Origin of the sequence: Bifidobacterium sp. UTCIF-1, assembly GCF_006408915.1 — a bacterium.
GTDB lineage: Bacteria > Actinomycetota > Actinomycetes > Actinomycetales > Bifidobacteriaceae > Bifidobacterium > Bifidobacterium reuteri.
The window spans coordinates 68,509-88,926 of sequence record NZ_JFAG01000013.1 but is presented as its reverse complement, the minus strand read 5'-3'; the positions used below and the strand labels follow the sequence as shown (position 1 = coordinate 88,926).

At 56.7% G+C, this 20,418-nt stretch carries 15 protein-coding genes; 5 read left to right on the top strand and 10 right to left on the bottom strand.

Features of this window, described 5'->3' with window-relative positions:
* Positions 1-13 precede the first annotated feature (13 nt).
* From BW09_RS07170 to BW09_RS07150, 4 genes are all read left to right on the top strand, one after another.
* Positions 14-2,296 carry a DUF6049 family protein gene (locus BW09_RS07170; RefSeq protein WP_140463804.1) on the top strand — a complete coding sequence of 761 codons (2,283 nt, stop codon included), beginning with the start codon at positions 14-16 and terminating at the stop codon, positions 2,294-2,296.
* The gene (locus tag BW09_RS11160; RefSeq protein WP_258185024.1) at positions 2,293-6,405 is read left to right on the top strand and encodes a murein biosynthesis integral membrane protein MurJ; all 4,113 of its coding nucleotides are present in this window, start codon (positions 2,293-2,295) and stop codon (positions 6,403-6,405) included. Before BW09_RS07170 ends, BW09_RS11160 begins: the two co-directional genes overlap by 4 nt.
* A 237-nt stretch (positions 6,406-6,642) precedes the next feature.
* Complete coding sequence (locus BW09_RS07155; protein WP_044089268.1) at positions 6,643-6,999, top strand: endonuclease domain-containing protein; 357 nt, start codon at positions 6,643-6,645, stop codon at positions 6,997-6,999.
* A gap of 310 nt (positions 7,000-7,309) precedes the next feature.
* Positions 7,310-8,335 (top strand): NAD(P)/FAD-dependent oxidoreductase, encoded by a 1,026-nt coding sequence (locus BW09_RS07150; RefSeq protein ID WP_140463802.1) that lies wholly within the window; start codon positions 7,310-7,312, stop codon positions 8,333-8,335.
* Positions 8,336-8,471: 136 nt separating this feature from the next.
* On the opposite strand, the gene BW09_RS07145 is transcribed toward BW09_RS07150, so the two are convergent.
* From BW09_RS07145 to rpmH, 10 genes are all read right to left on the bottom strand, one after another.
* Entirely contained in the window at positions 8,472-9,704 is a 1,233-nt protein-coding gene (locus BW09_RS07145) for an ATP-binding protein (RefSeq protein WP_140463800.1), read from the bottom strand.
* Between the two features lie 835 nt (positions 9,705-10,539).
* On the bottom strand, positions 10,540-11,361 hold the full coding sequence (locus tag BW09_RS07135) for a L,D-transpeptidase (protein ID WP_258185023.1): 822 nt from the start codon (positions 11,359-11,361) through the stop codon (positions 10,540-10,542).
* A gap of 566 nt (positions 11,362-11,927) precedes the next feature.
* Positions 11,928-13,298 carry a ParB/RepB/Spo0J family partition protein gene (locus BW09_RS07130; protein WP_140463798.1) on the bottom strand — a complete coding sequence of 457 codons (1,371 nt, stop codon included), beginning with the start codon at positions 13,296-13,298 and terminating at the stop codon, positions 11,928-11,930.
* The gene (locus BW09_RS07125) at positions 13,298-14,266 is read right to left on the bottom strand and encodes a ParA family protein (RefSeq protein WP_044089264.1); all 969 of its coding nucleotides are present in this window, start codon (positions 14,264-14,266) and stop codon (positions 13,298-13,300) included. Before BW09_RS07125 ends, BW09_RS07130 begins: the two co-directional genes overlap by 1 nt.
* Before the next feature lie 586 nt (positions 14,267-14,852).
* Entirely contained in the window at positions 14,853-15,518 is a 666-nt protein-coding gene (gene rsmG, locus BW09_RS07120; RefSeq protein ID WP_140463794.1) for a 16S rRNA (guanine(527)-N(7))-methyltransferase RsmG, read from the bottom strand.
* 100 nt (positions 15,519-15,618) lie between these two features.
* The gene (locus BW09_RS07115; protein WP_140463792.1) at positions 15,619-16,167 is read right to left on the bottom strand and encodes a R3H domain-containing nucleic acid-binding protein; all 549 of its coding nucleotides are present in this window, start codon (positions 16,165-16,167) and stop codon (positions 15,619-15,621) included.
* A gap of 125 nt (positions 16,168-16,292) precedes the next feature.
* Positions 16,293-17,306, bottom strand: coding sequence for a membrane protein insertase YidC (gene yidC, locus BW09_RS07110; RefSeq protein ID WP_044089261.1), 1,014 nt, complete (start codon positions 17,304-17,306; stop codon positions 16,293-16,295).
* Positions 17,303-17,620: a membrane protein insertion efficiency factor YidD gene (gene yidD, locus BW09_RS07105; RefSeq protein ID WP_081886645.1), complete on the bottom strand. Its 318-nt coding sequence runs from the start codon at positions 17,618-17,620 to the stop codon at positions 17,303-17,305. Before yidD ends, yidC begins: the two co-directional genes overlap by 4 nt.
* Before the next feature lies 1 nt (position 17,621).
* Complete coding sequence (gene rnpA, locus BW09_RS07100; protein WP_140463790.1) at positions 17,622-17,969, bottom strand: ribonuclease P protein component; 348 nt, start codon at positions 17,967-17,969, stop codon at positions 17,622-17,624.
* A 34-nt stretch (positions 17,970-18,003) separates the two neighbouring features.
* Positions 18,004-18,138: a 50S ribosomal protein L34 gene (rpmH, locus tag BW09_RS07095; RefSeq protein ID WP_007054596.1), complete on the bottom strand. Its 135-nt coding sequence runs from the start codon at positions 18,136-18,138 to the stop codon at positions 18,004-18,006.
* A 318-nt stretch (positions 18,139-18,456) separates the two neighbouring features.
* Between rpmH and dnaA the strand changes: the two genes are divergently transcribed.
* A complete protein-coding gene (gene dnaA / locus BW09_RS07090) occupies positions 18,457-19,977 on the top strand; it encodes a chromosomal replication initiator protein DnaA (RefSeq protein WP_140463788.1) in 1,521 nt (506 codons plus the stop codon).
* Positions 19,978-20,418: the final 441 nt, after the last annotated feature.

Genomic DNA, 20,418 nt, shown 5'->3' with positions numbered 1-20,418 from the left:
TGCAGTCGGAGCGATGCTGTTTACGCCGGTCGCATGGGCCGATGACGCCACAGGTGACGCTTCGGCGTCGCAATCGGACCAATCCTCGGCCCGGCAGCAGGCCAACACACTGACCATCGCGCAAAGCACACCGGTGGTCAGCGCATCCTCCGGATTCCACATGCAAGTGGTGGTCGCGAATCATAGCGACAGCGACGTTCCCGCCGGCAGCCTGACCGCGACCATCAATGCCCTGTTCACGTTCGCTTCACGGTCGGATATGCAGTCGTGGGCGGAAAACGGCACCCATATTCCCACGCCCAACCTGCTCGATTCAGTCGATGTCCCATCCATCAAGGCTGGCGGCAGCAGCACCGTGTCGTTCAATATTCCAGCGGACAACCAGACACTGTCCTTGCTGCGCAGCTGGGGACCGAAACCGCTGCAGCTCGTCTATGTCGCCGGCGACGCCCAGGCCGAGCTCCACAGTTTCCTGACCCGCTCCACGGACGGCTTGAACACCGCACAGACCCCGGCGATGAACCTCACTGTGGCGATGCCGCTGACCTCGGGCGATTGGCAGACCAACGATCAAGCCATCACCAATATCATCGAAGAAACCGATGCTCCTGCGTCCGCGAACGGCAGCGAAAAAGATACCGACGACGACGCGAACAATACCGGCACCGGCAGCAGCGACACGGATGCGGGCTCATCATCCGGTAACAGCAACGGTTCCTCGAGCGGTTCCTCCACAAGCGGTTCCGCGGAAGATTCAGGTTCCTCTGACAGTTTCAATGGCGGCACCGGCACGGCGACAACCGCAGGCAGCACGCCATTGGCGATCAATGCGCAGAGCCTTGCGGCGACTCGCACGCTTGAGCAGACGGCCGCCAAGCATCCCGCGCTGCAGCTCGTAGCCGACCCGGTATACGTGCAACAGTCCGGCAGCACCGGCACCGTGGCGGGCGTCATGCAGCCCGCCGACTTCGATATCACGTCCTATGCCGCGATCAACGATCCCGCCTCATACGGCAACGCCGGCATAGCGGATAATCAGTGGTCGGCGAAAACCGCGCAGACGCAGTATGCAGTGGCCGCCAAAACCGCAGCCGCGCCCACTGCATATGCCTGGCAGGGCGCTGCGAATTGGAGCATGGACGCGCTGACCAAGGCGCGTGCGCAGGGCTATACCACAGTCATCGCCAACGCTTCGTTCGACAACGAACAGACCGATACCGTGCACACCGGCACGTATGTGGTGAACACGTCGGCCGGGGATGTGACCGTGCTCAAAGCCCAATCCGAACTGAGCACGCTGGCCCAGGGCCGTGCCACCAGCGAGGCGGCCGCCGCAGAAACCAGCGACGCCGGCCGCCTCGCCCGTCTGATGGCGCAGAGCGCGTTCTATCAGATGGAACAGCCGTACACCTCGCGCCACCTGCTCATGACCTTCAACAGGGACAGCACGTCGGGCTGGGTGAATCAGGTGATGAGCGCGCTCGAAGGCGCATCCTGGCTCAGTCTCACCGGCCTTGACGCCATGGCCGCAGCGGACCCGTATGACGTGAGCGATTCGGTGAACCAGGGCGATGGCACACCGGACATGTCCGCCACGCGCACGATACTCGACCAGCTGATCACCAGCCGGCAGCACATACTGCGACTGGGCGACTCCATCCTGGAAGACAGCGTGAACGCCACAGACCTCTCGTCGTTGGATCCGCAGGCGCTTGCCCGACGTGACGCCAACAGCACGGCGAATCACGACAACGACCAGACGCAATGGATGGCCGACCTGCTTGCGGTCCACGACGATATGGCCTTGCGCGCGCTCACCGGCGCGGAACCTTCGGACGCCCACCAGCGCATGGCCGACGCCGCGATGAACATGGCCAGCACCCTGCTCAACAGCGTGAGCATCACACCATCCGAATCAGTGTCGGTGTTCAGCGAATCCGCGAAGATGCCAATCACCGTCAGCAACGCGTTGCCATACGCGGTCAGCATCAACGTCAATTCCATCACCGATTCCATGCAGATCGTCACCTCGCGCACGACTAGCCTGGTGATTCCCGCACACAGCGAAGCACAGGTGGCGTTCACGATCCGCGTCTCCACGTCAGGTTCCACCACCGCACATGTCTCGCTGACGGACCGCAGCGGCACTGCGTTCGGCAATGTACAGAACACGCCAATCACCAGCGTGCTACGCATCAGCGATGCGAGCGGCTTCATCATCATCGGCTTCGCGGTGCTGCTCGGCGTCGTGGGTTTATGGCGCCAGTTCAACCGTAAGAAGGATCCCGACGAATGAGTTCTACCGTAGGCCGTAATTCCCTGATCATGGCATCCGGTACCGCGGCCTCCCGTGTGACCGGTCAGATTCGTACAATCCTGCTGGCCGCAGCAATGGGCACCACCGGTCTGGCCGCGAACGCATATCAGGCCGGTTCGATGATTCCGCAGGCTATTTTCACGCTGGTAACCGGCGGCATCTTCAATGCGGTGCTAGTTCCGCAGATCGTGCGCACGCTCAAGGAGAAGGACGCCGAGGCTCGCCTGAATCGTCTGATCACACTGGCCATCGTGATCCTGCTGTCGGTCACGGTGCTGATGGGCGCCGCATCGCCGCTGCTGACCCGACTGTATGTGGGCGGCGACAATGATCAGATGATCGCGCTGACCACCGCCTTCACGCTCTGGTGCATGCCGCAGATCTTCTTCTACGGCCTCTATACCGTGCTGGGGCAGATTCTCGCCGCCAAGGACCATTTCACCGCCTATGCGTGGAGTTCCACCGGAGCGAACGTCATCAGCTGCGCCGGTTTCACCGCGTTCATCCTGCTGTTCGGCAAGGCCAACGAACAGCCGCTGGATTTCTGGGACCCGGGCAAGATAGCGCTGACGGCCGGCACCTGGACGTTGGGCGTGGCCTTCCAGGCGTTGGTCCTGTTTCTACCGTTAGTGAAACTGGGGTTCAGATACCGACCTCAGTTCGGACTGTCCGGATTCGGTCTGAAGGCTATGGGACCGGTGGCCTTGGGCTCGCTGGGCGTGGTGGTCATCACCGAAATCGCCACGATCATCCAGACGCGAATCGCCACGCTGGCGCCATTGCGGGCGCAGGAGCTCACCGGTGCCAGTCTGTTCGACATCGCAGGCAACGCCACCTATCAGAACGCGTATACGCTGTTCATCCTGCCGTATTCGCTCATCGCCGTGTCCGTTTCCACAGCGATGTTCCCGAAGATCTCGCGTTCCATCGCCGACCATGATCTGAGTGAGGCCCGCAATGATCTGAGCAGCGCGCTGAACAATGTGGGGCTGGTGATCATGTTCTTCGCCGCGGCGATGATCGTGTTCCCCGAGCCAATCATCCGCGCGCTGCTGCCGTCCGTATCGATGAATGAGACGATGCTGATTTCCTATGCGCTGATTCCGCTGAGCTTCGGCATCCCGCTGGTCTCCGGCTTCTTGCTGATCCAGCGCACGTTCTATGCGTTCGAGGACGGTCTGCACCCCTTCCTGTGCAATCTCATCGACTACGCATTCGTCATCGCGCTGATGGTGGGCGGCATGATGGTGCTGCCGCCGCAGTGGTGGGTGGTGGGCATCGCCTGCGCCGCGCCAATAGGTTCTATTGTGGCGTTGCCGCCAACGCTAATGATGCTGAGGCGCAAGTTCGACGGCCATCTTGGATTGAAGACGGTGGCCGTAGCCTATGGCAAGGCGATTGCCGCGGCTGTAGTGGCCGGCGTGGTGGTGTGGCTGCTCAAGTCACCGGTGGTGGCGTTGTTCAGGGCCGACATCCAGCCGGCGAAGCATATGGATGGCAGATTCGGCAGACGTGACGCTGCAGTGGCCGCCGCTGATGCAACCGGCGCGCAACCTGCAGGGCACCTCGCCGGACAAGCCGGTGGCGGCCACATGAGCTGGCTTTCCGCAATGGGCATCTGCATAGTGCTCACCATCGTGTTGGCGGTCGTATATGTGGCGGTTCTGTGGCTGTTGCGCACGGCTGAGCTGAGTGCGATCGCCGGGCCGGTGCTCGCCAAAGCCGCCCGCGTAGTCCCCTTCATACCATCCCCTGCGACTGCGGCAGGCGATACCGCCGTGAAAGGCGCAGCCGCGGAAGATGCCACCGCAGCAACCGGCGGTTCCGGCACCGACCCTGATACCGGTCCGGACGAGGGGCCGGACAGCGGTTCCGACGGCACCCCGAGCGGGAATCCGGACGGTCCCGCAGAGCCTGTTTCACCCAGCGAACCATCCCCTGAAATCACCCCTGAGGAGGACGCCGCCAAGGCCATCCCCACGGATAGAATGTCAAAGACAATTCCAAGCCACAATCGTATGGAGTCGGACAAGCATATGAAACCGCAACTGGGCGATACCATTCTCAATCGATATACATTGGTGTCATTGTTGCGCGAAGCACCGGGCATTGAAGCATGGAAGGCCAACGACCGTATTCTGGCCAAGGACTGCCAGCTATATCTGGTCTCCAATCGTGACCATCTCACGATGATCAACGAGATTGCAGGCACCATCACCGCCACGCACCCCAAGAATTTCGTATCTGTGCTCAAATACCGCCGTCAGGGGGATGTGCTGCTGGTCATCACGCCGGTAGACGACGGCCGGTCACTGAGCGATTATCTGGCCACCAAGGCGTCTTCTCCACTGAGCTATCAGGCGATGCGCTCCATCATCGGCGAGCTGTCCGAAGTGCTTCGCCCGATGCTCTTCGGCGTAACCAGCAATATCGTGGTCAACACCGACACCGTCCGCATCACCGGCAATGGCGTGGAGATCACCGACGCTCCGTTCGCTCCGCTGCTGGCCGACACATCGGGCAACACGCTTGAGCATGACGGCTCCGAGCGTCATGCCGTTCGTCAGCTGGCGGCATTGCTGTATTCGATGCTGACCGGTCAGCGCAGCCGCAAGCAGCCTGAATTCCATCTTTCCGCGTTGCCTGCGGATACTCCGGGCGAATTCCAGGTGATCTGCAAGCGCGGGCTGGAATTGTTCGACGAGGATGCCTTGGCGTTGCCGATGGCTTCACTGGCCGAACTCGATGCGTTGCTGGGCGAGTGGAAGCCGGTGAAGGACCTCGCCGAATCGGATATCGATCTGCCGATCACTGCCGGCGAATGCTCCATAGTGCGTACCCAGTTCCGCGATCTCGAAGGCAAACCGAACCTTGCCGAGATTCCCGATTCGCTGATCACCAGCAAGCAGCTGCCCGAGATGGCCATCTCGCAGGCAGGACCGATGATTTCCGCCGCGGGCACCGATGGCATGGATGCCCAAGGACGTCGTCTCTTCGACTTCAAGTTCTCCGATGCCTGGAACGCGGAAAACCTTTCCGGCGATGACACAGCCGACTGGTTCAACGATTTCAATACGCCGGCCAACGGCACGTTTGCCGGTAATTCGCATCCGACCGTGCCAATCGATGCCACTGGAGAGACCACCAGCCGTATCCCGATCTACGATGGCGGCGGACGTGAGATCCAGCCCGGCGAAGAATCGCTGCGCGCGCTGGAAGAGGAGCAGGCCCGTATCGCCGAGGTGGCTGCCATTCCGCCGAGTTATGACCCCAAGAACCCGCCTGTCAAGTCCAGCGCGGAGGATGACAAGCTGCCGGACGAGAACCTGTTCGGCAGCCTCACGACGAAGGTTGTGGCGCTGGTCGTGGCGCTGGTCGTGGTGGTCGCAGCCGGCTTCTGGGCATGGAGCGCTTTCCAGGCCAGTGGCAACGATCCCGCCGATGCCACTGATACGAAATCGTCTTCCAAGGACGCTTGGCCGGATGTGAACATGAACGAAGTGCCGTTCGGCAATTCCACCCCGGGATCGTCGTCGGACTCCTCATCGGCTGGTTCCTCCGATTCGGCCAGCAACGGCAATTCCGACTCCGCCACCGGCTCTTCATCGTCGGATTCCTCATCGAATTCGTCCGATTCATCGTCCGTGTCCTCCGGGAACCAGTCTTCTGAGCAGAAGTCCACGGAGAAGAAGTCCACTGTGAAGAAGGTCGTGGAGGATCGCTCGGTCAGCTCCGTGCCAAAGCCGCACGTGAACAACACCACCGCGTACGCCATCGCCAACGCGAACTTCGTATCCAACCCCGGCGGCCAGTCCGGTTACGGCTACACGTTGCACCTCGACCAGCCGCACGATGTGTCCCGTATGATCATCACGATCCGCAGTTCGGGTGGCAAGGGCTACATCCGCGCCAACACCACCGGCAACCCGGCTGACGGTACCGAGATGGCCTCGTTCACGTTCGCCGAGGGTGGCACCACCGAAGTGAAGTTCACCAAGTCCATCACCACACAGGATCTGATGCTGTGGGTCCCGATGGGCAGCCTCCCCCAGAACCAGCTCTACATCGTCAAGATCGAAGTCTTCTAACCCAAAGTAAAAGCCCGCAGCCTTCTGATGGGAAGTGTGCACAAGTTCGCGACTCCCTCTGAAGGGACGTACAGGCTCTCTGAGTGGAAGAGTTTGCGGCTCCCTCTGATGAGGGAGCTCCCGGCGTAGCCGGGTGAAGGAGAGAAGCCCGCAGGCACGAGCCTGCGGCATACAACACAGCATCGGCCGAAGGCCGATTCCATTCCCATTCCCACAAATCCAGCGTATCCTCGATACATGAAGGATTATGATCGGGCCAATACCGCAAGGGCGCGGATGCTCAGACGCAACATGACTCCATGGGAGCGCAAACTCTGGCACGAATATCTGAAAACGTATCCAATACGTTGGCAAAGACAGAAACCTATTGGACGGTTCATCGTCGACTTCTACTGCGCCAAAGCACGGCTTGTGGTCGAACTTGACGGCGGTGGCCATTACGAACAGCAGCAACAGATCGAGGATCTGCAACGTACACAGGAACTGGAACATGAAGGCCTGATGGTCATCAGATTCTCGAACCTTGAAGTGGATCGCTTGTTCCTTGAAGTATGCACACGGATAGATCAGGTGGTACGCCAACGAATTGCATAAGAGCGGTCTTGCAATGCTTGGTTGGGCGGTGGCATCGGCCTTCGGCCGATACTGTGCTTATGTCGCAGGCTTGCGCCTGCGGGCTTCTCTCCCTCACCCGGCTGCCGCCGGGAGCTCCCTCATCAGAGGGAGCCATAAACTCTTACGCTCAGAGAGGATGTGCGTCCCATCAGAGGGAGGCATGGGCTCCCTCCATGTTCTGCTACAGCTTGCAGCTGAATGGCGCAAATAGGCGCTAGCCACACCTATGATGGAGATTCTGGAGTAACGAATACGAATCGAACATTCATACGGGAACAAGGGGTGGCACATGCAGCACAAGGTCGTTATCGTCGGATCGGGTCCGGCCGGATATACCGCGGCCATCTATCTGGGACGCGCCGGTCTGGATCCGGTGATGGTCACCGGCGCGCTGACTCCCGGCGGACAGTTGGTGAACACCACGGAAGTCGAGAATTTCCCCGGCTTCCCGAAAGGCATCATGGGGCCCGAGCTGATGGACAACATGCGTGCTCAGGCCAAGCGCTTCGGCACCGAGTTCATCGCCGACGATGTCCTGGCCATCGAAGCCGTCGAGCCAGCCACCGATGGCCAGGACTCTGCACGCCCCAGCTATCGCCTCAACCTGTCCGACGGCGATGTACTGCAGACCGAAGCCGTGATCATCGCCACCGGATCCAATTTCCGTAAGCTCGGCGTTCCGGGCGAGCAGGAGCTGAGCGGTCACGGCGTATCCTATTGCGCCACCTGCGATGGTTTCTTCTTCCGTGACAAGCCTATTGTCGTGGTCGGCGGCGGTGACTCCGCATTCGAAGAGGCGCTGTTCCTGACGCGCTTCGGCTCATCAGTCACCCTGATTCACCGTCGCGACGAGTTCCGCGCCTCGCAAATCATGGTCGACCGCGCCAAGGAGAACCCGAAGCTGCGTCTGCTGACCAATACCGTAGTGACTGAAGTTCATGGTACCGAGACTGCGCCGGCTGCGGCTCCTGCAGCACCGGCGCTGAACCTCGGCGGTTTGGCGCTTACGCCCAAGCCGCAGGTCAATGTCAGTAGCGTATCGCTGAAGAACACCGTCACTGGTGAGGAAAGCGAACTGGAGACCGCCGCAGTGTTCGTCGCTATCGGACATACGCCGGCCACCGATTTCGCCGCAGATGTGGTGACTCGTGACACCGATGGATACATTACGGTCGATGGTGCCAGCACCCGCACCAGCGCCGTGGGAATCTTCGCCGCCGGTGACTGCGTGGATCGCGTCTATCGCCAGGCCATCAGCGCCGCCGGCATGGGATGCCGCGCCGCGCTTGATGCGCAGGCCTACCTGAACGATTAGCGACTAGCAGATGCGCAGAGCTCCCGGACGTACAGCCGTCCGGGAGCTGAAGTTCCGAATGTCTCTTGTCCACTATGTTTGAAAGGCCGCAACCACTGACCTAGTATTCGAACGTCGGCGTATCAGATCAGTGGAATCATTCAAATTCGATATCCCCATCATTGGCCAAGAAATCCATGAGGTTGTGATGGCGTACACCATCACGTTGCAAGGGAAGCTGGTCAAGAGTGAACAAATACTGCGGGAAACCATCACGTATGAACGTAAACGGTCGATACTCACGCTCTTCGACCGATGGGTCAAGAACACTCATTGAAACTTGAATATATGCATATCGTCCACGTTTGCGAACGATGAAATCACACTCCAGCTTACCGATGCGCCCAACGCTAACCTCATACCCCTTAGCACGCAGATGCAAATACAATGCATTCTCCAAAGCCGGCCCATAGCTCAGTCTTACATCGATGTTGCGCGCAAAATATACGCCTGGATCAGCAATATAGTACTTCTCACCACCGCGTAATGATCTGCGTGATTTCAGATCAAAGCGAGGACATTTGTATATGACCTTTGCGTTTTCGAGCATACGCACATACTTGGCAAGAGTTTCTCGTTTTATAATCACGTGCTCGCTGTGCTGCAGATACTGAGCAATGCGGGTCAGATTTGTGGGAGACGCATAGTTGTTGATTAGATACGTTTGCACACGGTTGAATGAATCCCGATTCGAGATGCGGCTACGGGCAGTGATGTCTTTGTCAAAAATCTGCTGAATCACATCCTGAACATACATGGCCTTTGCATCAGGATCGCTGTATTCCAGCGCCTTTGGAAACCCGCCATAGGTGAGGTAATCGTTAAATGACAGCATGTCAGCATTACTTGAAATCCCAATGAAGCTTTTCATACCAAGATATTCGCCATACGAGAGGGTATACATCTCCAGCTCTACGTATCGCCCGGTAAGTTTGGTTGCCAATTCGCCAGACAACAGATAAGAATTCGACCCGGTTATAAAGATAGAAAACCGACCGTCCTCACGATAAGCGTTGACTACGTTCTCGAAACCACTGACGTTCTGTACTTCGTCAATGAAAAGGTAGACGAATCCTTCATCAGGAATCCGCGATTCGATGGCCGCATCAAGCTGATCCGCGGTGGTTACTTTGCGGAGTTCCCTACTATCCAGATTCAGCATAATGATATTCCGCCCGTCGACACCGCGATTCCTAAGCTCATCTGCGACGCATGCCATCAACGATGATTTGCCGCATCTGCGAATGCCTGTGATCACCTTTATTAACCCAGCATCATCATAGAAAGGACGGAGTCGCTCCAAGTATCGTTCGCGCGGGTATAACGCCATGGCATATTCCTCTTCTGCATGTACAGTCTTGGTTAAACGTGTTTTCCGGGGGTATAAATCGCATTTTTTTCAATAATACCCCCCGGAAACACCCCAGGAAAGCACAATAACGACTTCTACGATGAGTTTCAGCCGCAATACGCTGATAGATGCTACGCCGTAATTATGCCATCAGCATTCTTACGCAAAACATCGAACCGTATTAGGGGTTGCGAAAGGTCGATATACGTCCGAACAAGCGAAATCGGCACAATGATTACAGGGCTACTATGGAAGTATGAAAATCATACTGAGGGTGATAGTCAGTCTTGTCCTGCTTATTGGTGCGGTATATGGGTTCTTTGTCCATTCGTTTTGGATAATGCTGATGTTCAGCCTCGCCGCGGTGTTTAATCTGCTGATTCCGGCTTTAATGAGCAAGCAGTATAAAGAGTTCAGAGAGAATCTGAAGTATGGCTCCTCTAGTGGAAGCTCCTCCAGTGGAAGCTCTTCCAGTGGGAGCTCTTCCAGTGGGAGCTCTTCCGGTGGAAGCGGCCCTCTCCGTAGAAGCGGCCCACATGTGATTGTGTCGACCAATGGACGGATCCGATATTCATATAGCACAAAGGGACTGAGCAAATGCCCGTACTGCAATCAGCCGATTGAATACGGCGAAGGCGTGCTATGCGATGAGTGCAATAGTCTTTTTCATGAAAGCTGCATTCGAGGCTACGCTTACAATGATCCCGACAAACCGCTGTGCCCGTATTGCTATTCAAGGATCCTTAACAGTTACTGAACGCCATATAGCCACATACAGGCATCGCAATCAGGCGTCAGCCGATGCGACCGCCTCTCAGCCGATGTCGATGGGGGTGCCAGTCGGGATTTGCTGGCGGAACCACGCCGCATCGGCTACAGTGAGGCGCACACATCCGTGGGACGCAGGCTGTCCGAGCTTCTCGGCTTCGGAAACGATCCAGTTGCCGTTGGCGTCCGTCGGCACACTGTGGAACAGGTAAGTGCCGCCGATGAATCCGACCCAGTCGCGCGCACCCATCTGCTCGTTCGGATTGTAGAATGAATCACCCCGCAGACCATTGATGTAATACCGCCCGTGCGGCGTGGCATCATCCACACCGGTGCTGGCCTTCATCACATAGATGTCTTGACCGTTGCTCATCACGTGCACTTGCTGTTCGGCAAGGCTGACGTGGACGCTGAGATTCGGATAATCGGCAAGATTCGGTTGAGAGCCGGTCGGATTCATCCAAGCGGCGTTGTTGGCTGCCTGTTCAGCCTGCAACTTAGCCTGCTCGGCTTGTTGCCTTGCCTGTTCCTCTTGAAGTTTTGCCGCTTCAGCTTGCTTCTTGGCTTCCTCGGCGGCCTTCGCCTGTGCCTCACGTTCCGCGATAATCTTGGCATTGGGAGCCGGCGCGTTCGTCTTGGCTACGGACGCAGGAAGCGGGACGGCCTTCGCCGGCTTATCCACAACCATGGGAATGGAGGCATCCTCCGCCTCGGCCGTGACGTTGTTCATATTCATCGTTCCGGCCCCAATGGCCAGTACCAGCATCAGGCCTACCACGCCGACTGATGTGTTCCTGACCAGTGCCGCGCTGTTGTCACGATTCTTGATGTGCCGCCCCGACACGTTGCCCGTAAATCCCATCATCATCTGCCTTCATCGGGCCACCACCGCACCCGCTTCTCTCTATGCTATGCATAGGATACCTCGCCGCAATAACAAGCAGTCTCGAACCTCCAAATGATCGCCGCTCACAGATCAGTGTCAGTCGGCACTCCAATCACAGCAAACGACCATGCCGGTACCAGCAAGCATCCATTCGCAGGAATAGTAATGAACGAATTTTCCGGTGCGGAGGGCGCATCTTCCCCCTGCTTCCCTGCATCCGATCGCTCTGCACACAGCAAAGTCATCGAAGCCTTTACCGGCAACCCAGCAGTGGAATCCATTCGACACCCGTCACCATTGGGCTCAAAAATACTTCAGGGTTTGTATTGGTGAGAAATAGTGGGAACCAAGTGAGAACCAAGTGAGAACTAGTGAAAAAATCGTTGTACAAAATATTGGTATATGAATCTATAGTAAATTGAATGCGAGATAAGGGGCTGCCTCGCAACGTGAACAAGGCAGCCCCTTGTGCGATTGGTAGAATCGAGCTCAATCGGCGCTCTGCCGACTATTTCAGATTAACGCTCTGCACTGCACGACACGCAATATCACACCCACTTGGAACCGTCAGCTTTGGACTGCTCGGGCACCAGGAGATTGAGGATGCGATCCATGTCCTCCGGCGAGGAGAACACAATCTCGATGCGTCCATGCTGCTGCGTGCCCTTGATGGATACTTTCGTGTCGAAATGGTTCTCCAGACTCTGCTGGACAGCCGATCCCAGCCATGGATTGGTCTTCGACTTCTTCGGTTTCTTCGGCTGCTCACCCGAGGCGATCTTCATCGCGACGATCTCCTCAGTGCTGCGCACCGACAATCCTTCGGCAATGATGCGCGACGCCAGCTTGTCCATCTCTTCGGGATCAGTCAATCCCAGCAATGCTCGCGCATGTCCAGAAGACAATACGCCGGCCGCAACCTTCTTCTGCACGGTGGCAGGCAGGTTGAGCAATCGGAGCATATTGGCAATCTGCGGACGGGACTTCGACACCGATTTCGACAGCTGCGCCTGAGTCAGACCGAACTCGTCGATCATCTGCTGGTATGCGGCAGCCTCTTCGAGAGGGTTCAGCGCCACGCGATGCAGGTTTTCCAGCAACGCATCGCGGAGCATATCGTCGTCCGCTGTGGTCTTGACGATTGCCGGAATGGTCTCCAGCCCAGCGAGCTGGGAGGCGCGCCAACGCCGCTCACCCATAATCAACTCATAGGGGCTATCCAAATGGCCGGCGAATGGATTGGCAGCGGCATCGCCATCGTGCGGCTCATGGTGCTGCTTCGCCTCGGCAATCTGAGAGGCCGGACGCTTGCGCACCACAATCGGCTGCAAAATGCCGACTTCCTTGATAGAAGCGGCCAGTTCGTTCAGATCGTCCTCATCAAAGATGGTACGAGGCTGGTGGGCATTCGGACCGATTTCGCTGAGCTTGAGCTCAGCGAGGTAGCCGCCCTCCACAGGCTTCAGCTCCGGCTTCTCCTCGTCGCCGCTCTTGCCCTTTGCCGTATCAGCATTGTTCTTGGCGGAACTAACTGCTGCTGCAGCAGATGTTTCACGTGAAACATGCTTGCTCGCAGTTCCGGACAGCGAGGTTGATTCAACCCCGCTCAGCTGCGGCTGCGGCGTATCAGCACCAAAGAACAAGTCGCTCGGGTGGGCGATATCATCCAACGCTGGCATGGCGGCACGTTTCGCCATGTTCTTTTTCACATTGGTTGACGGCTTGCCCTTGATTGCAGCCGGGGTGGCAGCAGATGCTAGCACCTTGGAAGCCGACTTGGTTTCGGCGACCTTCTTGGCGGCTTCTTCCGGATTCACCTTCTTCTCGGTATCCTTCTTGGTGTGCTCGGCAGAGTCCTCCCCCGGGAGATCAGGAAATAGAGCGCCGAGACCTTTGCCCAGTCGTGATTTCGATGCCATTACTTCCTCCTCGCATCAATCGCGTCAAGTACATGCTGGGAGCGTCCAGCGATTTCCAATGCCGCTTCGCTATAGGCGATGGCCCCAAGACCACGGGGGTCATAGGCAATCACGGATTGTGAGAAACTTGGCGCTTCGGAAATCTTCACCGATCGTGGAATTGTGGTGTCCAGAACGATATTGGGATAGTGGCCCTTGACTTCGTTGAACACTTCCCTACTCAGCAACGTGCGTCGATCGAACATGGTGACCAGCATGGTGGATACCAGCAGTACGGGATTGAAATGATCCTGAACCAATCCGATGGTATTGATCAACTGTCCGAGACCTTCAAGTGCATAGTATTCCGCTTGGATAGGAATCAGCATTTCTGTGACCGCGCACATCGCATTGATCACCAGCAGGCCCAGGCTAGGCGGGCAGTCGATGAACACGTAATCATAGTGCTTATCCGACTGGCGTAGATACAGGTCTAGCGCTTCCTTCAGCAAAGTATTACGGTTCGGCAGATCGGCGACTTCCAATTCGGCACCGCTCAAATCGATGGATGCAGGTACCACATCCAGATTGGGGAAATCAGGGCAGACGCTCAGCACATCTTGAATCGGCTTGCGTCCTTCAAGAACATCGTAAGTCGAGGGATCTCCTGAAGCATGGGGTACGCCCAATGCCGTGGAAGCGTTGCCCTGGGGATCCATATCGATGACCAATACTTGAGCGCCATATTTCGCCAGTGCAGCAGCAAGGTTGACTGTCGACGTGGTCTTGCCCACTCCCCCCTTCTGATTAGCGACTGCTATCAGACGGGTACGCTTCGGCTTGGGGAATGTGGCGTTCTGAAGGGCCTCATAACGAGAGCTTTCGTCAGCCATCTGCGTGCCGAGGCCCGAATCCTGCCCTTCAAAGATACGATGAAGAGTTTCAGAAGCTGTTTCGATAGCTTCCTCGTGATGATCCTTCTTGGCCATCAATCCTCCTTGCAATATGTATGTTCCAAGTCTTGCTATCCGCATGGACAGTCTTTGAGTTATCCACCATGTGCAAAACTATTGTGGATAACTGTGGATAACCACAGTCGCTATACCATGAAAATAGCAAATCACACCAATCAAAACCCTTGATTTATCAACGTTTTTGGTATTGTCCACAACTCATGCCGAAAAATGTGGATAACTTTTTGTTCGATGCAAAATGTGGATAAGTTAAGTATCCACATATTTGCTGATTGCCTGTACTCAGCTGCTCCAGAATGGATTCCAATCCTTAATAATCCCCTCCCAGTCCTCGTTCGATGAAAGCAACTAGTATGCCTCATCGTAAGGTCGTTTATTAAGCCACTACCCCTCAGTCCGCTTCGCGGGCCAGCTCGTTCTGCAATTACAGACACGCTTCGCGCGCGGTATGCCAGCTCGCCTGTCAGCTCGCACAGCACCTGCAAACAGCTCCGCTGTTTGCTTTACGGTGCTGTCCTCACAAGGGGAGCCAACAACAACATCAACGAACATTGGCGCTGGATAGGATAGGACATCGCATCGATTTATGTACAGCAGAGCGTTATCGTTTATCCACAATCACCACATGTGTCGATTCCAGTCCTGGACCAACTTCTGCTTCGACGACGCGAGGATTGCGACCTCCATATCGGTTGATCTGATCTTTCGCTTTATCGAGTTCAGCCTGAGCGGAACGACCCTTCAAAGCGATCAGCTGACCCGATGGTTTCAACAGGGGCAGTGTCCAACCGGATAACTTGGTCATAGGCGCCACCGCACGACAGGTGACTACTGCAAAAGGATGCAGCGTGTGCTTCCGAACCTGAGCAATGACTTCATCTGAACGGCTTCGCACTATTGTGACGTTATCCAACTCCATGAGCTCCACGCATTCGCTCAACCATTCGACACGACGTTCCATGGGTTCAATCAGCGTAAAGCGATGATCAGGCAAACATGCGGCAGCAACCAAGCCAGGAAAACCGCCACCACTACCGACATCGGCCACCGTTTTGAATCTGTCCTGAGCAGTGGATCGCATGACGTACGGAACTATGGCAGCTGAATTGAGGATATGACGCTCCCAGATAATATCGACATCCCTAGGGCCAATCAGTCCACGCGGCTCGCCTTCCTGTTCGAGCTTGTCATGAAAACGCTCGAGTCGAGGCAATGCATCGCCGAGCACCTGTTCAAGTACTGGCGAACCATTAAGGGCATCTGCCATACGACATTCCTTCTCTCTGTTTCACGTGAAACAACAATCAGACTCATCGGCTTGGCAAGAAATCCACAGCCTAAAACACGGTCTGATTCAGACACCATGACTATGCAATGACCGTGTCCTGATCGTAATCTTCGGTACCGTCCTCAGCATCGTCTTCGGACTTCCGAAGATATACAGTGACAAAACGATTCGGTTCCTCACCATGCGAACGGGATTTCAGACCCTCTTCGCGCACGACATCATGGACGACCTTACGCTCGAAGGAATTCATGGGCTTGAGGTCGACCGCCTCGCCGGATTCCTTTACTGCATCCACAGCATCGAGAGCGATATCACGAAGTTTCTGACGCTTCCGCTTGAGGAAGCCATCAACATCGACAATCAAGTGGGATCGCTCACCGGTCTTCTGCTGGACAGCGAGACGAGTCAGCTGTTGCAGTGCATCAACCACTTCCCCGTTACGTCCGATCAGGTTCTTGATATCGGTGTCGTCATCCGCAACAATCTGCACCGTCGGACGATTGTTGCGGATACCCATTTCGATATCGCCTTCATAGTCGGCGATATCAAGCAGACCTTCAAGATAATCAGCGGCGATGTCAGCCTCTTCGTTGAGCTGATCAATCGTCTTCTCGTCATCCTGTGCCATGCGATACTCCTTCTAGCAGATACTGATTTACAAGTCTAACGTGTTCAGGGTAAATACCCGTAGAGTGTCGAACGTGCTCCATGTTTCACGTGAAACATGGAGCACGTTCGACATATGATGAATTACTACTTCCGCTTCCGCTTGCGCTGCGGCTGGGCGCGCTGATATCCCTTGGCGTCACGGCGCTCGGCCGCTTCCTTCGCCTTCTGCAGTTCCTCTTCTTCGAGGGAAGGCAAACCGGCCTTGGCGCGACGTTCATTCTCATGGCGATAATCACGCTTTTCCTTATCCTCGGCAGCCGGGGAACCCGGAGTCGGGAAATACATGACCTGCCAGAACGTACGAACCAAGTTGCACACGTTGTTCGTCAACCAATAGACCAGCACGGCGAAGGGCATGGTGACACCGGAGAAGATGTACATCACCGGGAAGAGCCACAGCATCATCTTCTGCATGCTCTCCGCCTGCTTGTTCATCGAAGCGGTAGGCGTGTTGCGCTTCATGCTGAAGTAGGTCGTGAACCACAGGCAGAAGCACATCAGCGCCACGAAGATGCCGATGACGACTTTGCCTGCGATGTCTGCGGAGTTGAAGTTGTCGGTGACGCTGACGATGCCGAACACATCGGTCTGCGTGAATTGCTGGGCGGTGGCCTGATCAAACGCGCCCAGCGACTCCTTTTTCACGCCACTGGCGATGTACGGAATGGCCGAAAGCGTATAGAACATGGACATGAACACCGGGCTCTGGATGAGCAACGGCAGGCAGGACCCGGCCGGATTGGCATCGTTGTCCTGGTAGAGCTTCATCATTTCGCGACTCATGGCTTCCTTGGAAGCCTGATCGGTCTTGCCCTTGTACTTGTTCTGGATGCGCTGCATCTTAGGAGCCAACGCCTGCATCTTGCGCATCGACTTGATCTGCTTATAGAACAGCGGGAAGATGCATGCCTGAACGACCAGCACCAGAGCGATGACCGCGAGCACCCAGGAGACACCGACCTCGTTCATGCCAAGCAGCACGAAGAAATCATGAACGATTTTGAGAATCCAGGTCTGCAGCCACTCGACAGGGGTCAGAATCTTGTAGAAGAACCCCCAGAACCCGCTATCGAGGAAGAATTGGTTTTGGTTGATCATCGTTGGGCCTCTCCTTGGGTTGTGGCCAATGGTGTCAGTCGAGGCTCCTCATGAGCCTTCGACCACGAAAATCTGTAAAAAATCGAGTAACGCTGCGGCACGTCGTCTATTCCCCCGCGACTCCACGGCCTGCAGCGAAGCAATCGCAGCACAGCGAGCACTCCCCCTTTGAAAGCCCCATACCGTTCGATTGCCTCAATGGTGTAATTCGAGCATGACGGATAATACTTGCAACAAGGCGGCGTATTCGCTGAAATGTGACGTTGGTACCAACGCACACCGCGAATCATCACCGCCTTGATGGAAGTAGACATGTCACTTCGCCTTATATGCCACGGCAGCAAAGCACTTTGCGATCTGCTGATCCAAAGAAGCGAACGAGGCAGTTGCCGCGCTTGGCTTGGCGCGCAATACGATATCGCACTGTTCCGGGAGTTGGTGCTCGTGCATCCTGGCCAGGACTCGGAACCTACGCTTCACCGTATTACGGGTAACCGCTTTGCCGACGGATTTAGAGACGGCCAAACCCAGGCGACGATGATTCGCCTGGTCGTCATGCTGCTCATCGGGCACCAAATAGTGCACGACGATATCTCGGCCACCGACTTTGCGCCTGCGCTTCAGCACGGACACAAAATCACGATGGCTTTTCAGCCGCTCCACCTCGACTATGCCGCTGTGGTAATGATCGATGGGATCAGGCGGACAGGGACTTGCGGCCCTTGGCGCGACGGCGGTTGATCACCGCGCGGCCGGAACGGGTGCGCATGCGCAGACGGAAGCCGTGCTTCATGTGGCGACGACGGTTGTTCGGCTGGAACGTCCTCTTCATAATCAATGCTCCTAGGTCTATTTGGCAACGCTTCGCGCTGCCCTCACGTGAGTCAAGCTATACCAACCTACTCTCAACCCTGCCCACAAGTCAAAACAGCGGATGAGTTTTCACATTTCGACACAACCATCACAACACGCCGTGGGCTCGATAATGGCGTAATATCAACCATTCCGCCAGAATAGTTATCCACAAATTACATCTATGTTATTCACAATCGAGCATTTCCAACACGCAACGCGGTGGATAACTTCCGCGGATAGTAGTAAACATGTCCTATTGTATCCATGTACGCACGAGCAAGAAGAAGGGGTCTGTATGGCTGGTTCATCTGCCGACCCCGCGGTCGAAGCTGCCCGCATCTGGTCGGACACTCTCACCATACTCAAACACAGCTCGTCGCTGACTCCCCGTGAAAAAGGATGGCTCGAGGGAGTGATTCCCGAGGGCGTGTTCGGCCCGACCATTGTGTTATGCGTGGATTCCAATGACACGTTGCAGGCCATTCAGGGCAATCTCAACGAGCAGTTGCTGCAGGCGTTGCAGAACGTAACCGGGACCACCATGTTCCCGGCATTCAAAGTCGCGCCTAAGATGACGCCGAAACCCAAGCCTGCGCCCAAGCCGAAGGCTCCCCATCGCAGGGATGCCTCCCCGACGGTCAAACAGTTCGGCCAGACCCCGTATGGCGCCAAGCAGCCTGAGGTTGCACCCCAACCCGAGCCGCAATTCGTTCCCGCGCCGGTGAATGAGCCCCGTTATCCGGTAGGCGGTCAGAAGATGAACCGCGACCCGGAGACGCATCTCAATAAGAACTTCACGTTCGATTCGTTCGTGCCCGGCGATTCCAACCGGTTCGCACGTACCGTGGCATTGGCGGTGGCCGAAGGCTCCGGACAGGATTTCAACCCGTTGTGTATCTATGGCGGGTCTGGTCTGGGCAAGACCCACCTGCTCAACGCCATCGGCAACTACGCCCTGGTCAAGGACCCCAGTCTCAAGGTCCGGTACGTCACGTCCGAGGAATTCACCAACGAATTCATCGACGCGCTGCAGAACCCGAACCAGAGCCAGGGCCAAATCGCCGCATTCAACCGTCGCTACCGCGAGGTCGACGTGCTGCTCATCGACGACATCCAGTTCCTCGGCGGCAAGGAAGCGACCCTCGACCAGTTCTTCCATACGTTCAACGCGTTGCATCAGGCGAATAAGCGTATCGTCATCGCCTCTGATGTGGCGCCGAAGAATCTCAAGGGATTCGAGGCGCGCCTGATCTCCCGTTTCGAATCCGGTCTGACCGTCGACGTCAAGCCGCCGGATCTTGAGACCCGAATCGCCATTTTGCGCATGATCGCCTCGATCAACGGCTCGAAGATCCCCAGTGACGTGCTCGACCTCATCGCCGAACGATTCACCGAGAACATCCGCGAGCTCGAAGGCGCGTTGACCCGTGTCACCGCCGTCGCATCGCTGAGCAACCAGCCGGTCACCCGCGCCCTGGCCGAGCAGACGCTTCAGGACTTCTTCACCACCGACGTGGAGATCAAGCCCACCGACATCATCGGCCAGGTCGCCAAGTACTTCCACCTGACCTTCGACGACCTTGTCGGACGCTCGCGAACCAAGAACGTGGCCCTTGCACGCCAGATCGCCATGTATCTGGCCCGCGAAATGACCAGTATGAGCCTTCTCGATATCGGCGAGGTGTTCGGCGGCCGCGATCACACCACAGTGATGCACGCCTACACGCGTGTGAGCGACGAAATGCAGCAGAAACAGGAGATCTACACCTACGTCACGGAACTCACCGTGCGCCTGAAGCAGAACAGCGACAAGTAAGGCACCCGGAACCAATCCGGGAGAATCCGTCTGAGCGACCAAAAACGGCACTTTTGGGGACTGAGGTCTCGAAAAGTGCCGTTTTTCGTCTTCAGAATCGATTCTGCGAGTTGAGTACAAGCCCTCGCAAGACGGGCTTGTGGCCTGCGAAGGTTCGTTGACTAATCGACTACCCCTCAGTCCCGCTTCGCGGGCCAGCTCGTCCTGCAATCAGGGACGCGCTTCGCGCGCGGTTTGCCAGCTCGCCTGTCGGCTCGCACAACACCTACAAACAACTCTGCTGTTTGCTTTACGGTGCTGTCCTGACAAGGGGAGCTGGCAAAAGCAACGAACTACAAACGCGCTGGGCGGCCGCTCCAATGCCTTGTATGCCGATAACTCACAAGCATCCGTTCGCATGGCACTGGTGCCTTCCCTACGGCCACAGGGGACGAACATCAC

Bases quoted from the DNA above. Each gene is read 5' to 3' on its own strand.
- BW09_RS07135 (WP_258185023.1), bottom strand. From the start codon at position 11,361: ATGATGATGGGATTTACGGGCAACGTGTCGGGGCGGCACATCAAGAAT.
- BW09_RS07145 (WP_140463800.1), bottom strand. From the start codon at position 9,704: ATGGCGTTATACCCGCGCGAACGATACTTGGAGCGACTCCGTCCTTTC.
- dnaA (WP_140463788.1), top strand. From the start codon at position 18,457: ATGGCTGGTTCATCTGCCGACCCCGCGGTCGAAGCTGCCCGCATCTGG.
- BW09_RS07125 (WP_044089264.1), bottom strand. From the start codon at position 14,266: ATGGCCAAGAAGGATCATCACGAGGAAGCTATCGAAACAGCTTCTGAA.
- yidC (WP_044089261.1), bottom strand. From the start codon at position 17,306: ATGATCAACCAAAACCAATTCTTCCTCGATAGCGGGTTCTGGGGGTTC.
- BW09_RS11160 (WP_258185024.1), top strand. From the start codon at position 2,293: ATGAGTTCTACCGTAGGCCGTAATTCCCTGATCATGGCATCCGGTACC.
- BW09_RS07155 (WP_044089268.1), top strand. From the start codon at position 6,643: ATGAAGGATTATGATCGGGCCAATACCGCAAGGGCGCGGATGCTCAGA.
- yidD (WP_081886645.1), bottom strand. From the start codon at position 17,620: ATGTCTACTTCCATCAAGGCGGTGATGATTCGCGGTGTGCGTTGGTAC.
- BW09_RS07130 (WP_140463798.1), bottom strand. From the start codon at position 13,298: ATGGCATCGAAATCACGACTGGGCAAAGGTCTCGGCGCTCTATTTCCT.
- BW09_RS07115 (WP_140463792.1), bottom strand. From the start codon at position 16,167: ATGGCACAGGATGACGAGAAGACGATTGATCAGCTCAACGAAGAGGCT.
- rpmH (WP_007054596.1), bottom strand. From the start codon at position 18,138: ATGAAGAGGACGTTCCAGCCGAACAACCGTCGTCGCCACATGAAGCAC.
- BW09_RS07150 (WP_140463802.1), top strand. From the start codon at position 7,310: ATGCAGCACAAGGTCGTTATCGTCGGATCGGGTCCGGCCGGATATACC.
- rsmG (WP_140463794.1), bottom strand. From the start codon at position 15,518: ATGGCAGATGCCCTTAATGGTTCGCCAGTACTTGAACAGGTGCTCGGC.
- BW09_RS07170 (WP_140463804.1), top strand. From the start codon at position 14: ATGCTGTTTACGCCGGTCGCATGGGCCGATGACGCCACAGGTGACGCT.